12 protein-coding genes are annotated in these 13619 nt (G+C 53.6%); 7 read left to right on the top strand and 5 right to left on the bottom strand.

Features of this window, described 5'->3' with window-relative positions; all coding sequences use genetic code 11:
- The first annotated feature begins 114 nt into the window (after window positions 1–114).
- Window positions 115–1827, top strand: a complete 1713-nt coding sequence (gene recJ / locus NYR02_RS05510) for a single-stranded-DNA-specific exonuclease RecJ (RefSeq protein ID WP_260975383.1) — start codon at window positions 115–117, stop codon at window positions 1825–1827.
- 45 nt (window positions 1828–1872) lie between these two features.
- Entirely contained in the window at window positions 1873–2313 is a 441-nt protein-coding gene (locus NYR02_RS05515; RefSeq protein ID WP_260975384.1) for a DUF4124 domain-containing protein, read from the top strand.
- A 7-nt stretch (window positions 2314–2320) separates the two neighbouring features.
- Here NYR02_RS05515 and NYR02_RS05520 read toward each other — a convergent pair whose 3' ends face one another.
- From NYR02_RS05520 to NYR02_RS05530, 3 genes are all read right to left on the bottom strand, one after another.
- Window positions 2321–2902: a chalcone isomerase family protein gene (locus NYR02_RS05520; protein WP_260975385.1), complete on the bottom strand. Its 582-nt coding sequence runs from the start codon at window positions 2900–2902 to the stop codon at window positions 2321–2323.
- A gap of 211 nt (window positions 2903–3113) precedes the next feature.
- Complete coding sequence (locus tag NYR02_RS05525) at window positions 3114–6227, bottom strand: efflux RND transporter permease subunit (RefSeq protein WP_260975386.1); 3114 nt, start codon at window positions 6225–6227, stop codon at window positions 3114–3116.
- 15 nt (window positions 6228–6242) lie between these two features.
- Complete coding sequence (locus tag NYR02_RS05530; protein WP_260975387.1) at window positions 6243–7388, bottom strand: efflux RND transporter periplasmic adaptor subunit; 1146 nt, start codon at window positions 7386–7388, stop codon at window positions 6243–6245.
- A gap of 562 nt (window positions 7389–7950) precedes the next feature.
- Between NYR02_RS05530 and NYR02_RS05535 the strand changes: the two genes are divergently transcribed.
- The 5 genes from NYR02_RS05535 to NYR02_RS05555 all read left to right on the top strand — a co-directional run bounded on the left by NYR02_RS05535 (window position 7951) and on the right by NYR02_RS05555 (window position 12519).
- Window positions 7951–8796 carry an HDOD domain-containing protein gene (locus NYR02_RS05535; RefSeq protein ID WP_260975388.1) on the top strand — a complete coding sequence of 282 codons (846 nt, stop codon included), beginning with the start codon at window positions 7951–7953 and terminating at the stop codon, window positions 8794–8796.
- A gap of 40 nt (window positions 8797–8836) precedes the next feature.
- Window positions 8837–9691 (top strand): DMT family transporter, encoded by an 855-nt coding sequence (locus NYR02_RS05540; RefSeq protein ID WP_260975389.1) that lies wholly within the window; start codon window positions 8837–8839, stop codon window positions 9689–9691.
- A gap of 102 nt (window positions 9692–9793) precedes the next feature.
- Window positions 9794–10300 carry a TIGR03546 family protein gene (locus tag NYR02_RS05545; protein ID WP_260975390.1) on the top strand — a complete coding sequence of 169 codons (507 nt, stop codon included), beginning with the start codon at window positions 9794–9796 and terminating at the stop codon, window positions 10298–10300.
- A 4-nt stretch (window positions 10301–10304) separates the two neighbouring features.
- Window positions 10305–12188, top strand: coding sequence for a TIGR03545 family protein (locus NYR02_RS05550; RefSeq protein WP_260975391.1), 1884 nt, complete (start codon window positions 10305–10307; stop codon window positions 12186–12188).
- 13 nt (window positions 12189–12201) lie between these two features.
- The gene (locus NYR02_RS05555) at window positions 12202–12519 is read left to right on the top strand and encodes a hypothetical protein (protein ID WP_260975392.1); all 318 of its coding nucleotides are present in this window, start codon (window positions 12202–12204) and stop codon (window positions 12517–12519) included.
- A gap of 83 nt (window positions 12520–12602) precedes the next feature.
- Here NYR02_RS05555 and sufT read toward each other — a convergent pair whose 3' ends face one another.
- Both sufT and NYR02_RS05565 read right to left on the bottom strand, forming a co-directional pair.
- Complete coding sequence (gene sufT, locus NYR02_RS05560) at window positions 12603–13130, bottom strand: putative Fe-S cluster assembly protein SufT (protein WP_260975393.1); 528 nt, start codon at window positions 13128–13130, stop codon at window positions 12603–12605.
- Between the two features lie 91 nt (window positions 13131–13221).
- Window positions 13222–13608 carry a HesB/IscA family protein gene (locus NYR02_RS05565; RefSeq protein ID WP_260975394.1) on the bottom strand — a complete coding sequence of 129 codons (387 nt, stop codon included), beginning with the start codon at window positions 13606–13608 and terminating at the stop codon, window positions 13222–13224.
- Window positions 13609–13619: the final 11 nt, after the last annotated feature.

Below are 13619 nucleotides of genomic sequence, written 5' to 3' on the forward strand. Positions count from 1 at the left end.
GTGCCGGCAAGCGTACAGCCCCGGACAATAACGCCCATCACTGGTAAACTGTGCCGCTCTTATGTTTTGCGCGATGCAAGCGCATTCTTGCCCTTCTTTTCAGACGATAACTCCATGGTTCAGATCAGCCAGCGCTCTCTTCCCGAACACATTCAACTAGCCGGAGTGCATCCGGTGCTGCAGCGTGTATACGCCGCCCGTGGTATCGCCGAGGCTTCACAGCTTGAGCTCAGCCTGCAGGGCTTGCTGCCATTTTCTCTGCTGAAAGGCATCACCGCTGCGGTGGAGCTTTTATTGCCGGTGGTGACTCAGCAGAAGCGTTTGCTGGTGGTCGGCGACTTTGATGTCGATGGTGCCAGCAGCACCGCGTTGGCCATCCGTGCGCTGCGTTTGCTGGGTGCGCAGCAGCTGGATTATCTGGTGCCTAACCGTTTTGATTTTGGCTATGGCCTGTCACCGGAACTGGTGCAGGTGGCGCTGCCGATGAAGCCGGACCTGATTATTACGGTGGATAACGGCATTGCCTCCCACGAAGGCATCGCAGCCGCACAGGCGGCCGGGGTTCCGGTGTTAGTAACCGATCACCATCTGCCTGCGGCCACCCTGCCTGAAGCCGCCGCTATTGTGAACCCTAACCAGCCTGGCTGTGAATTTCCCAGCAAAGCTGCCTGTGGTTGTACCGTGGTGTTTTACCTGATGCTGGCGTTACGCGCGCGTCTGGCCGAACTGGGTCAGTTGCCGCAACCGGCACCGAATATGGCTCAGTTGCTCGATCTGGTTGCACTGGCAACCGTGGCCGATGTGGTGCCACTGGATTACAACAACCGCATTCTGGTGGAGCAGGGTTTGCGCCGTATCCGTGCCGGACATGCCAGTGCTGGCATTCTGGCCTTGCTGCAGGTTGCCGGGCGTGAGCCGTCGCGCATCATTGCCGCCGATTTTGGTTTTGCCATCGGCCCGCGCCTCAATGCCGCCGGTCGGCTGGATGATATGTCATTGGGGATTGAATGCCTGCTGACCGACAATGCCGGACGCGGATTACAGCTGGCGCAGACGCTGGATGAAATGAACCGTGACCGGCGCGATATTGAGCAGGGCATGCAGGCAGAAGCGCTGCAGTATTTAAGCCGCTTTGAGGCGGAAGATAATCTGCCTACCGGACTGTGTCTGTTTCAACCGGATTGGCATCAGGGCGTGATTGGTATTCTGGCGTCGCGCATCAAAGAGAAAGTACATCGCCCGGTGATTGCCATGGCAGCGGATGAACAGGGCATGCTGAAAGGCTCGGCGCGTTCGATTCCCGGTTTGCATATGCGTGACGCACTGGATGAAGTTGATAAACGCGCGCCACATCTGATGAAAAAATTCGGTGGTCATGCGATGGCCGCAGGGCTGACCTTGCATGCCAGCGGTCTGGCAGAATTCTCGCGTTTATTTGATGACGTCTGTCGCCGTCATCTGAGCGACGCGCAGTTGCAGCAGCGGATTGAAACCGATGGTGAGCTCAGCCCGGCGGAATTCAGCCTTGAGCTGGCGCAGCTTCTGCGCTGGGGCGGGCCCTGGGGGCAGGCATTTCCTGAGCCGCTGTTCAGTGGCGATTTCCGCCTGGTACAGCAGCGCATTGTCGGTGAACGTCATCTGAAACTGGTGTTGCAGCCTAAAGGCTCGGATTTGGCGCTGGATGCGATCTGGTTCAATATTGATCCCGCGGTTTGGCCACAACCTCAGGCTGAATGGGCGCACTGCGTATTTCAGCTGGATGTGAATGAATTCCGTGGTCGCCAGAGTGTGCAACTGTTGATCCGCAATCTGGTGGCACAAGCGTAATTTCCCGGCCAGCTCAGCAGGCCGCCAATGACAGGAGGCTCAAGGATGAGTGTTCACTATCTGCTTGGTTTATTACTGTTAAACAGCCTGTCTGCGCAGGCTGATATTTATCGCTGGGTAGATGACCAGGGCCGGGTGCAGTTTTCTGACCGTCCGCCATCACAGCAACATGCCGAAACGGTAGAGCTTGAACCGCTGAATCAGTATGAACCGGATGAGGCTGAGCGGGATGGACGTTCGCTGACAGAAGGACGCGATTACCGGGCAGAAGAAAAAGCTCATAAAGCCAAACGCAAAGCACAGCGTCTGGCGCAGGAAAGAGCAGAGAAACAGGCGCAGCAGCGTGCTGCTAAATGCGACAAGGCGCGCTACGATCTGCGCCTGTTCAGTGCCAAACCTTATGGCTCAACCAGTCTTGAAGCGATGCAGCGGAAACGTCAGCGACGTGATGCTCTGAACGACAAGATAAAAAAATACTGCCGTTAGGGTTTAGTCAGCTGTCGCGGTGGCCCAGCACTTCTTCTTTAAAACGCTCACTGACCGGGTGATCGCCGATCCAGATCTTCAGCAAAGCATCGTTCAGATCTTTACCGGGAACACTGCCGCGCACGGTATCGTCAATCACGATACGGGACTCCTGCAGATCCGGAACCCACTCGATATAACCCACAGTGCCTTCGACAAACTTGTGATCAAACAGGCTGACCAGTTGGTTAACGCGTTCGCTCATGGCCGCCATTTCACCGGTGGTGATATTAATGGCTAAGCCTTCCTGAATGGCATTGGTAAAACGTCGTGCGCTTACCCGCTCGGATGTCACGTAAAACACCATGCGGCGCGGATCGTCGACACGGATAACTTCTTTGTCTTCCAACGCGCTGTTCTTCAGGTATAACGCGCCAACATAGACCTCAACAAAACCATAAACACGACGGACAGAAGCGCCGCGCAGCGTCATTTCTGGTGAATCAGCGGTGGCCGGTACAACCTCAGGAACATCGACGTTCTCTACGGTGATTGCCCATAATGGAGCCGCCGCTGTCAGCAGCAACGTCATCATCAGAGTGCGTAACATAAGGAACCTTCTTATTGTTATTTATTGTATTGCTGCAGAGGGTAGTGCGATGAGGACAAAAAGTGCAAGTGAAAGATGTGGCTGTCCCTTTTTGACCTGTCAGATATCAATAAATAAAGACAACAAACAAGGAAAGGAATAAACGATTAAAGGAAAGCAGGGGAAGGAACAAACAAAGAAAAAAGCGCCCGGTGATACCGGGCGCTGACACTTACTGAGCGTTCTGGCCGCGCAGCTTGTGGGTGAGTTTCATCACCAGTACGTAGAACAGTGGCACAAAGAAAATGGCCAGGAAGGTAGCTGCCAACATACCACCGATTACACCGGTACCAATGGCCTGACGGCTCATGGCACCCGCGCCGGTACTGATGGCCAGTGGCAGTACGCCGAGAATGAAGGCCATGGAGGTCATCAGAATCGGACGCAGACGCATACGGGCCGCTTCCAGTGTTGCTTCCACAACGCCTTTGCCCTGATCCACCAGCGATTTGGCGAATTCCACAATCAGGATGGCGTTTTTCGCCGACAAACCAATGGTTGTCAGCAGGCCGACCTGGAAGTAAACGTCGTTCGCCAGTTCACGGCTGTTGGCCGCAATCAACGCACCCAGAATACCCAGTGGTACCACCAGAATGACGGAGAAGGGCACCGACCAGCTCTCGTACAATGCTGCCAGACAGAGGAATACCACCAGCAGCGAGATGGCATACAGCAGCGGAGCCTGAGAACCGGCAACCCGCTCCTGATACGACATCCCCGTCCATTCAATACCGACACCGGCAGGCAGCTTGGCCACAATCTCTTCAATGGCCTGCATCGCATCACCGGTACTCAGTCCCGGTGCCGCCTGACCCTGAATGTTCAGCGCAGGAACCCCGTTATAGCGCTCCAGACGTGGCGAACCGAAGTCCCAGCGGGTGGTGATAAAGGCACTGAAAGGCACCATTTCGCCATCGCGGTTACGCACGTACCATTGCTCCAGATCTTCCGGCAGCATGCGGTACGGTGCATCAGCCTGCAGATAGACGCGTTTTACCCGGCCACGGTCGAGGAAGTCGTTCACGTACGAGCCACCCCAGGCGGTGCTCAGCGTTGAGTTAACGTCGCTGATATTCAGACCCAGAGACTTCACTTTCTCGTAGTCGATATCGATACGGAAGATCGGTACATCCTGCATGCCGTTCGGACGCACGCCAGCAAGACGAGGGTCTTGTGACGCCATGCCCAGCAGTTGGTTACGGATGCCCACCAGCTTGTCATGACCCAGGTTATTACGGTCCTGCAACATCACGTCAAAACCTGACGCAACGCCCAGTTCGGGAATCGGAGGCAGGTTAATCGGATAGACGGTGGCATCTTTAAACTGACTGACGGCGCCCCAGGCACGGCCAATAATCGCATTAGCGGATTGTGACGGGTCTTTACGTTCATCCCAGTCTTTCAGTTTAACGAATGCCAGACCCATGTTCTGACCCTGACCGGCAAAGCTGAAGCCGGCAACGGTGAAGATGGATTCCACACTTTCTTCGCTGAGGAAGTGCTCTTCCAGCTTTTTCATCACCTTGTTGGTGCGTTCCAGTGTGGCACCCTGCGGCAGCTGCACCAGGTTAATCAGCACGCCCTGATCTTCTTCCGGCAGGAAGGAGGTCGGCAGACGCACGTACAGGAACGCCATGATTAACAGCATGATGATGTATATCACCACCAGACGTACCGGACGGCTCAGGGTGGCGCTGACGCCGCCCATGTATTTGTCGGTCGCTTTGGCGAAGGTACGGTTAAACCAGCCGAAGAAGCCTTTCTGATGTTCCAGTTCACCTTTGTGAACAGGCTTCAGCAGTGTGGCACACAGTGCCGGGGTCAGAATCAGCGCCACCAGTACCGACAGCAACATGGCCGATACGATGGTCAGTGAGAACTGACGGTAAATGGCACCGGTGGAGCCACTCATAAAGGCCATGGGTACGAATACCGCAGACAACACCAGAGCAATACCGACCAGTGCGGCGGTGATCTGACCCATGGATTTACGGGTGGCTTCTTTCGGTGACAGGCCGTCTTCGTCCATGACCCGCTCAACGTTTTCCACCACAACAATGGCGTCGTCCACCAGCAGACCAATGGCCAGAACCATACCGAACATAGTCAGCGTGTTGATGCTGTAACCAAAGGCGGCCATAACCCCAAAAGTACCCAGCAGAACCACCGGAACGGCAATGGTTGGAATCAGCGTGGCACGGAAGTTACCGAGGAACAGGTACATCACCAGGAACACCAGCACAACGGCTTCGATCAGGGTCTGAACCACTTCTTCGATAGAAATCTGTACAAACGGCGTGGTGTCGTACGGGTACACCGCTTTGACGCCTTCCGGGAAGAACGCAGACAGCTCACTGATGCGTTCCCGTACGGCATTGGCGGTATCCAGTGCGTTGGCACCGGAGGCCAGCTGAATGGCAATCCCCGCAGCCGGGTTACCGTTATAAAAGCTGGATACCGAGTAGTCTTCCGCACCCAGCTCGACGCGGGCAACGTCTTTCAGGCGTACCTGAGAACCGTCGGTATTTACTTTTAACAGAATATTTTCAAACTGATCGACCGCTTCCAGACGGGTCTGGGCAATGATCGTGGCGTTCAGCTGCTGGTTCTGCACCGCAGGCAAACCACCCAGCTGACCGGCGGCGAACTGCGTATTCTGCTCGCCCACCGCCGCTTTGACTTCCAGTGGTGTCAGACCAAAGGCATTCAGTTTTTCCGGTTGCAGCCATAAACGCATGGCGTACTGCGAACCAAATACGCGGATTTCACCCACGCCTGAAGTACGGGACAGCGGGTCTTTCAGCTGGCTGTAGGCAAAGTCGGACAGGTCTGCCCGGCTCATACCGGCATTTTCTGAAACCAGACCAACCACCATCAGGAACGATGTGGAGGCTTTGGTAACGCTGACACCTTGTTGCTGAACTTCCTGCGGCAGCAAAGCCTCGGCCAGCGCCAGTTTGTTCTGTACCTGCACCTGCGCGATATCCGGATCGGTACCGGCGGCAAAGGTCAGAGTCACGGTGGCACTACCGGCACTGCTGCTTTGTGAGGACATATACAACAGGTTGTCGAGCCCCGTCATATTCTGTTCGATAACCTGCGTCACACTGTCTTCCAGTGTTTGTGCCGAGGCACCCGGATAAACAGCACTGATACGCACCGAAGGCGGGGCGATGGTCGGATACTGCTGCACCGGCAGCGTGATCACCGACATGATGCCCGCAAGCATAATGATGATGGCGATCACCCAGGCAAAAATCGGCCTGTCGATAAAATACTTAGCCATGTTTCAGGATTCTCCTTAAGGCTTGGCGCTGGTCGTCTTGGCTTCTTCCGGGGCAACAACGATGCCCGGTTTTACCTTTTGCAGCCCGCTGACAATCACGCGATCACCATTGTGCAGGCCACTTTTTACCAGCCATTGGTCATCAATCGCACGGCTGACCTCAACCACCCGCATTTCAACGGTGTTGCTTTCATTAACAACCATCGCGGTGGTAACAGCATTGGCCTGACGGATGATGGCAATCTGCGGAACCAGGATGGCATCTTCAATACGCTGGCTGGGTACATTAGCGCGTACGAACATGCCTGGCAGCAGCAGTGCTTCTTTGTTGTCGAACTGCGCACGGACGTTGACGGTGCCGGTACCCGGATCAACGCTGACGTCCGCAAACTGCAGCTCACCGGATTCGCTGTAGGGGGTGCCATCGTCCAGTTCAACGGTGACCACGCGTGACAGCGATGGATTTTTCATCTTCACCAGAGACGCAGCCGGACGCTGAATGTCGACATACACCGGTGACAGCTGACGGATGGTGGTCAGAGCGGTTGCCTGCTGAGCAGAAACCAGCGCACCTTCGGTAATGGTTGAACGGCTGATAACACCCGGAATCGGTGCCGTAATCTTGGTATAGCCGAGGTTGATTTTGGCACTGCGCACGGCGGCCTGAGCGGCTTTAACCTGAGCATCAGCCTGTTTGGCTGCGGCTTCTGAGTCATCCACTTCCTGCGCACTGATCGCTGATTTTTTCGACAGCTCTTTGTAGCGCTTGGCTTTCAGACTGGCAGCATAAGCGTTGGCTTCTGCGACGGTCAGCTGAGCTTCAGCGCTGGCCAAGGCGGCCTGATAGAGGGTCGGATCAATCTGATACAGTTTGTCGCCGGCGTTGATCGTCGCGCCTTCTTCAAAGAAGCGTTTGAGAATAATGCCGTTAACCTGAGGGCGGATTTCCGCCGTACGGAATGCCGATACGCGTCCGGCCAGGGTGTCTTTCAGTTCCAGAGGCTGGCTCTGTAGGGTGACTACATCAACCGCCGGTGGGGGCATCTGCATTGCTTGTGGTGCAGCCGCTTGCTGTTCACTGCATCCGGCCAGAGTCAGCAATGCTGCGCTGGCCGCTGCGAGAAGGAGCCTGTAGCGGATACGTGGTTCAAATTTTCCCATAATGTCCTCGTAAAGTGACGGTTGCGTCGTTTAGCAGTCTTGTTGATCTGATATCGGTGGATGACAGGCCGGGAAGTATCCCGATAAGCCCACAGAGAGCTGCTGTAAATCTCATGACAGATTTATAACGGCTCCTCCGGACGGTGACTAGGTCAGCCATACGGAATGCATTGTTTACTTGTGTGGAATAATCACAATCCGTTGTTTTACTGATTTATTACACATCACTCGCTTGCCCCAGTGGCAGGATTCTGTGCATTGCTGCGTTTTTTTAGCATGGTCTTCACTATGTACCGGATTGTCTTGCCTGGCCAGTTCGCCGCAAGGCACCGTCCTTTTTTGCACGGATGCTGAAACAATCACATAAAATAACGACGATATGCGTCAGGTTTGTCCTTTGAATTTTCCAATCAGGACAAAACTCCGGAAAGATGCAGATTAATGGATCAGTGTGACGTTTTATTACTAAAAAATTGATGTTTTTTACGCAACAGTGGCGAATTTTCAACTATCTTGCAGAGCGGTACAAATATTAATTGATAAAGAAGACAAGAAAAGCGTCATGCCAACGCCATTGATGATTCCACCACGCCCCGAGCTGTTACTGCAGCTACAGACGATTCTCCGCAGCGCAGAGCCCAACCCCGGGCAAATGGCTGAACTGATTAAGCAGGATGTTGCCCTTTACACCAGCGTATTAGCGATCGTTAACAGCCCGCTGTTCCGCCGTGCGCAACGTATTCACTCGGTTGATCACGCCTTATCAGTGTTAGGAATGCCCAGAGTGGCTGCCTTGATTCAATCCGTCGCGCTGCGCAGCAGTTTGGATGCAGAAGGACATTGGCAACAATTCTGGGACAGCGCCACGGAAGTGGCGGTGCTGTGCCAGTGCCTGGCGGAACGCCTGCCGCATATCAGATCGAACCCTGTCAGTGCCGATCATGCTTACAGTCTGGGCATGATGCATGACATTGGTTCGGCGGTGATGCGCACGAATTATCCGGACTATCAGCCGTGGGTCAGGGCGCAGGCAAACTGTAATGCTGCTCAAACCCGTAAAGCAGAGCGCGAACGTTACGCCACCGATCGTTTTGAATTGGCAGGGCGGTTAGCTCATGACTGGTTTATGCCGGACTCTGTGGCGGCTGCACTGGCACTGCAGGCCCACGCTCAGGCGGCTTTGATGGGGAAGGCTCAGGTGAGTGATGACGTCAAAAATGCTAATGCGCTGCTGATCCTGGCCAAAGATATCAGTCAGGAGTATCACCGCTACTGGAATTTTGCCAGCCGCGCCAGTCTGGACCGGCTGCTTGTCCGCACGCTGGAGCATCTCGCTTTGCCGGAGCATGAATATCTGGACATCAAAGAAGATCTGGTAGAACGTCTGGCCACTTCAGAGCTGGCCTGATGCGTTCACCGGTCAGCCCGATATTGACCGGAGTCTTTGTATGTTCGTGCTGACCTTGTGTGTGCTGCTGGCTTTTGCCGCGAACTCTTTACTGTGCCGCTGGGCGCTGGTGGTTTACGACCTTGATCCATTGATCTTCAGTCTGCTGCGTCTCGGCAGTGGCGCTCTCACACTGACCTTATTGTTGCTGCTGAACCGTCGCCCTCAGTTACAGCGCCGCGACCTGGTGACCGGATCAGCTCTGCTGCTGTATGCGCTGGCTTTTGCTTATGCCTATCTTGCGCTGGATACCGGCGTGGGGGCTTTTATTTTATTTGCCACCGTTCAGCTCAGTTTGTTGCTGGTGGCGCACCGTCGTGGTCAGAGGCTGCAGGGCATGGCACTGGCCGGAGTGGTTATTTCCTTTATCGGTTTGGTGATGCTGCTGTTGCCGGGTAATGAACTGCCGGACTTAATACCTTCTGCCCTCATGTTGTTGTCTGGTTTGGGGTGGGCGGCTTTTGTGGTGCTCGGTCAGGGGTCTGCGCAACCGTTGCGTGATGTGCAGGGGGCTTTTGTCAGTGCCACTTTGCTGCTGTTACCCCTGTTTGGCTGGTGGTGGGTGCAAGATGCCAGCGTTGATGTCGATGGTTTTGTCAGCGCGCTGACCTGGCAAGGCATCCTGCTGGCGCTGGCGTCCGGCGTGCTGGCTTCCGGTTTGGGATATTGGGGTTGGTATCGTCTGTTACCGGCATTGGGACTGCAGCGTGCGGCACAACTGCAACTGCTGGTGCCGGTGTTGGCAACCCTGCTGGGCAGCCTGATTCTGGCGGAAATTCCCGACATGCTCAGTCTGCTGGCGATGGCGCTGATTATTACCGGGGTATTGATTGCGCTGCGTTTCCGCAGAGGCTGAGCCGCTTTCTTTTCTGGTTTTATCTGACCCGTGACGTCCACTGTTCCGTCACAAGTCACATGGTATAGTGTTGGGCATTCAATCGGATGCCGGGAACGCATTATGTTAAGTATGTTGGCCAAATTGCTGAAAGCGCTGAATTCTGAATCGGCGCCGGGTCAGATCGCACTGGCTTTTTCACTGGCGCTGATCGTCGCCCTGACTCCCTTAATGAGCGTTCATAACGCTTTAATTGTGCTGTTGGCTTTTATTCTGCGCATCAATCTGAGTGCATTTTTCCTCGGAGTGGCCGCCTTTTCGTTACTGGCCTGGTTTATTGATCCTTATGCGGCGCGTCTGGGAGAAAGCCTGCTGGCGAATCCGGCGTTAGTGGACACCTGGCAGGCAATGTATCAGAACGATTTCTGGCGTATGACGGCGTTTAATCATTCGTTGGTTCTGGGAGGTCTGATTATTGGTCTGCTGGCGGCCGTACCGGTTTTTGTCCTCAGTAAAGTATTGATTAACCTTTATCGTCATCGTTTGTTGGCGTGGTTCAATAAGCTCAAAATTGCGCAGGTATTAAAAGCCTCTAAGTTCTATAACCTGTACAAATCAATCGCGGAGTAAGGCTATGAAGCAATGGATTCGCTGGTCAGGCCTGGCCGCATTTATCGTTATTTCTCTTATCGTGGCAGCACTGTTCTTATTTGTTGCCGGCCCGTTAATTGAAAAAGGCATCGAAACCTTTGGCTCCGATGCGGCTGACGCCAAAGTCGAAGTCGACAGTGTGTCGCTCAGTTTAAACCCTCTGGGCTTTGTGATTCATGGCTTAACGGTGGCTGATAGCCGCAAACCGATGAGCAATGTGTTGCAGCTGGATACAGCCACCGCCGAACTGGAACTGGCACCACTGTTTTTAGGCAAAGCCATTATCCGTGATCTGGCCGTCGATAATCTGCAGTTTAATACCGCCCGCAAGACCTCTGGCGCACTGGAGAAAAAAGCAACTCAGGAGGAGACTGTCGCTGAACAGACTGCCGAAAAAGAAAACAACAATTCTGTATTGAAAAATGTCGAACTGCCCAGTGCGGATGACATTCTGGCGCGTGAATCGCTGCGTACGGAACATGCGGGTAATGAATTCCAGCAAAGTTATGCCAGCCATAAAAATGCTGTCGATAATGCGCTGCGTAATGTTCCCGATGATAAAGCTCTGAGCCAGTACGAGCAGGAATTAAAAGCCCTGACTTCTGGCAGTTTTAAATCGCTGGATGATTTTAAAGCCCGTAAAAAGAAACTGGACGAACTGAAAGCCCGCTTTAAGCAGGATAAAGCGGCCATTGCCAGCGCCAGGAAAACGCTGGCGGATGCCCGCAGCGATATCAGCGATAAGCTCAAAGCGTTAAAAGCAGCACCGGGAGACGATCTTAAAAGTATCCGCAGTAAATACCAGCTGAACGCCGGTGGTGCGGCCAATATGAGTGCTTTACTGTTTGGCGAGCAAGCCGGCGAGTGGGCAGAAAAAGCGCTGTACTGGTACGAAAAAGTAAAACCCTACCTGGCGAAAGACGAGCAGGAAAATGCTGCGCAGGAAACAGCCAGAGCACCGCGTGATGGCCGCTTTGTGCATTTTCCGTCGGCTGACCCGTGGCCGGGATTTTTACTGCGCAATGCGAAGCTGACAGCGAGCACAGCTTCCGGAAATCTGTTGATTAATGCGCAGGATATTACCAGTGAACCGTCGGTGCTCGGGCGTCCGACACGTATTCTGGTTAACGGCTCAGGCTTAAAGCAGGTTGAAGATATGAGCGTGGATATTGTACTCGACCACCGTAAAACGCCGGGTACTGATACGCTGACGCTGAACATAAAAGACTGGCAGCTGCGTGATATGAACCTGGGCGTTGCCGGAGCCAAACTGGCATCCTCACTGGTACAGATTCAGGGGCTCGCGGTTGTCAGCCAGGGTAAGCTGAATGCTAAAAGTGATGCGCAGTTTGGTCGTGCTCAATTCCGCAGTCAGGGTAAAACAACCTTTGCCAAAGAACTGGGGCTGGCGCTGGCAAAAGTACAGCAGTTTGATGTTAATGCCAGTGCCAGTGGGAAGATTACCGGCCCTGACTTTAAATTAGGCTCTGATCTGGATAAGCAGCTGAACGCCGCTTTCGGTGCCCGCCTGAAAGATAAACAAGCGGAGCTGGAAGCGAAGTTACAGGCGAAACTGGATCAGAAGCTACAACGTTATATCGGTGATTATGCCGGTAAGCTTGGCGAGTTTAATCAGCTTGAAGGGACACTGGAGCAGCGACTGAGCAAAGTATCGCAGCTGGCTGGTCAGAATCTGGAAGATTACCAAGCGCAGAAGGAACGTGAAGCCCGCGAAAAATCAGAGCGTGAAAAAGCAGAAGCCAAAGCCAAACTGGATGCAGAAAAGGCAGCCGCTAAAGCTGAAGCCGAGCGCAAGAAAAAAGAAGCGGCAGAAAAAGCCAAAGATAAATTGAAGAAACTGTTTTAACGAGAAATTTTAAATGCAAACCCGTAAGCTGAATCCGCTGGAATTCCATGAAACCCGCACCAACCCTAAGCGGGTTGAGGCGGGCGAACCGATTGTTGATTTCTGGGAATACGTTGCCGCGATTCCGGCAGAAGACTTTGCCTTTGCCGATTGCCGTGCCGGTAATGTCACCCATGTGTACCGTATGGACGACAAATATGAACACGTGCTGATTAACAGTCAGTATCAGGGCGTCGCGATGGTGATTGTGGTGGATTTACAGAGCCAGTCGATTTATGGCCACATGCTGCTGGATTTGAATCCGGCGGGAACTAAAGAACCGGATCACTGAGGTCAAGCGAGTTAGGCTGAGCGCTATTTTCTGTGGGAGCTACTTTCAGTCGCGAAAAACGGGGCCTCGGCCCCGTTTTTTTATCAGAAGAATAAACCCGCTTCTAATTGCGCTTCTTCCGTCATCATGTCGCGACCCCAGGGTGGATCGAAGACCAGTTCGACTTCAACGCTTTCTACATTCGGGACTTTGGCAACACGGTATTTAACATCAGAAATTAACACTGGCCCCATGCCACAGGTCGGTGCGGTCAGCGTCATGTTAATTTTAACCGCTTTGTTATCAATATGAATGCCGTAAATTAACCCCAGGTCGAGCAGGTTAACCGGAATTTCCGGATCGTAAATGGTGCGCAGCGCCTGACGAATCTGGTCTTCGTGGACTAAGCCATCACTGCGTTGTTCAAATTCAATTTCTTCGGATTCCAGGCCCAGCGCTGCGGCATCGGTGCCATCAACGCGCAGCATATTACCATTCAGTGTGACGGTGTAATTGCCACCGAGCGCCTGATTAATGGTTACAAAGCTACCAGCCGGAATGGTGGTCGGCGTACCGGATGGCACCATTCGCGCAGGGCAGGCTGAGTGAGCCACGACCATTCTTCTTTCCACATCTACTCCTTGGTGAAGCGACTGCGCTTACAGCGCTTCATAAACGTTACAGCGTTGTGCAATAAACTTCAGGCAACGTAGGCTGCGTTGGTCAGACAGAAAACGATTCGCCGCAGCCACACAGATCTTTGGCATTCGGATTGTTGAACTTAATGGTGCTGTTCAGACCTTCTTTACTGAAATCAATTTCGGTTCCGCGTACATAGGGTGCGGCATCGGCAGCAATGAATAACTGAATGTCGTCGGCCACCTGAATGGTCTGATCACCGTCATGAGCCTGTTCAACAAATTCGATATCGTATTTAAAACCAGAACAGCCGCTTTTTTTAACGCCCAGGCGAATGCCTTTCATGGCCGGATTTTTGGCCAGCTGTTTGCGGATATGGTTAATGGCCGCTTCTGTCATACTTGCGCTGGCAATAGCGTTGGGATCGTATGTTGCAGGCTGTGCGTTTGGATCAAAGGTTTCGGTCGTCATTGTCCTTCCAT

The organism is Thalassolituus pacificus (assembly GCF_025318105.1).
GTDB classification, from domain to species: domain Bacteria; phylum Pseudomonadota; class Gammaproteobacteria; order Pseudomonadales; family Oceanobacteraceae; genus Venatoribacter; species Venatoribacter pacificus.